At 38.2% G+C, this 1,677-nt stretch carries 2 protein-coding genes; both read left to right on the forward strand.

All coding sequences use genetic code 11. The features are described from left to right. Nucleotides 1–340: 340 nt before the first annotated feature. Nucleotides 341–841, forward strand: coding sequence for a replication/maintenance protein RepL (locus BIS10_RS18645; RefSeq protein ID WP_083026553.1), 501 nt, complete (start codon nt 341–343; stop codon nt 839–841). Nucleotides 842–1,267: 426 nt separating this feature from the next. Continuing rightward, nucleotides 1,268–1,642, forward strand: coding sequence for a hypothetical protein (locus BIS10_RS18650; RefSeq protein ID WP_253507748.1), 375 nt, complete (start codon nt 1,268–1,270; stop codon nt 1,640–1,642). Nucleotides 1,643–1,677 lie beyond the last annotated feature (35 nt).

A 1,677-nucleotide genomic window follows, 5' to 3' on the forward strand; every position in this document is an offset into this window, starting at 1 on the left:
GGCATGGCACTGTCTGGGTGAATGGCGATAATGGCTATATTGCCATGCAGGTCAGTGGGTTAGAAGTGCTTCCGGGGGCCGGTCTCACGGATTCAGGTAAAAAATAAAAACGCCTTATTTAAAGCTCTATAGCTTAAATATTGCAGTCAATAACGCACACTCTAAAAATACCGTATTTTATGCATAAGTTTCTAACCGCAGTGATTAGAAACTTAACGCCATTTTTAAGCCCATAAATACGCATTGGAAAATATTTCTTTCTAACTTCTTGAAGTTTGTTTTATTATGTTATAATAATATTATCGCAAACAATAAAAAGTTAGAAAGTGGAGGAATAAAAATGGCAAATGCAAAGAAAAAAGTCACAATGATTAGCAAACATACGCGCTTTAATCCTGGGACGGGAGAGGTAACAGAATCAGAAGAATGCAAAGTATATAAGATGCCTTCTGAACCTCCTTTCATTAAGTTGTATATACAGGATTTGACAGCAATACATAACCTTCCTAACTCAACATCAAATATTCTTTTTGAGTTAGTTAAGAAGATGAATTATGAAGGAACTGTGATTTTAAACAGCTACGTTAAGCTAGAAATTATGGAAAGGCTAGGCATCAAGCCGACTAAAGCTAGACCAACCCAAATGTTTGATAATGCGCTAATGAAATTAAAAAAATCAGGTATAATCAAGCAGATAAGCAGAGGGTATTATGAGTTTAACCCTCACTATTTTGCTAAAGGTGACTGGAATGATGTTCGAAAAAGAAGAGAAAATTTCGAGCTAACAGTAACTTACACAGAGAATGGTGAAAGAGTTGTGAAAGGTGAGTTTAAGAAATAAAAAAGAGTAAAACAGGCCAGTTAGTTGCTGGCCTATATTTGCTACCAATTTTCAAGCTGTTCCGCTATCTGTTCCTTCGCATACTTTTTAATTTCTAAAAAATACATATCGTCTCTGGTGGTAGGCTCCTGAACGGGGTCAAAATCCGCACCCTCGGCCTTTCCAGGCTTTTCTAATCCCCTACAATTGACGTTCCCCTTGTAGTGAATCTATGAACGATTCTGCGGTCCTATGATTACGATTAACGCCACTCTATCTTCTGCCAAATATTATTTGTGAACAACACAATTTCATTGAACCTTCTATACTGTAAGACTGTCAATTTATCTGCATTTATGCAGTGGAAATAGCAACAACAGGAAACTAGAGATGTGAGAACCATACTCTCTTACTCAACCAATAAAGCTTATAACGGAGTGAATAGTTATGAATATAAATCGAAGCATCATAAACAAAGAAGCACTAAACAAGATTTTGAATAACCCTCTGCAACGCCAATTTGAACAATTTCGATCCGAAACTGAGCCCTTTCATAAGCCTTTTCAAGATGGATGTAATCGGTTGCTAGACGAATCAAACTGGATAACCGAAGTTGCTCATTACCTTAAAGAACGAAACGAAGCTACCCCAATCTTATTTCTAAAGGCAGGCTGGCCTCCTCCCCTTGATTTTCCAGCTAGCCAACTGGACAAATTAATGGATGATTTTTTAAATATATTAGAAAACGAGACGGGGCATAAACCTGAATCCGTGAAGCCGGCGCCGACACTTTCCCTATCACCGCCAGCGAGCACTTTTTGATCATTCGCCCCGTGCAAGTTGGCTTTCGCAAGCCC

Origin of the sequence: Halomonas sp. 707B3 (genome assembly GCF_024158645.1) — a bacterium.
Lineage (GTDB): Bacteria > Pseudomonadota > Gammaproteobacteria > Pseudomonadales > Halomonadaceae > Vreelandella > Vreelandella lionensis.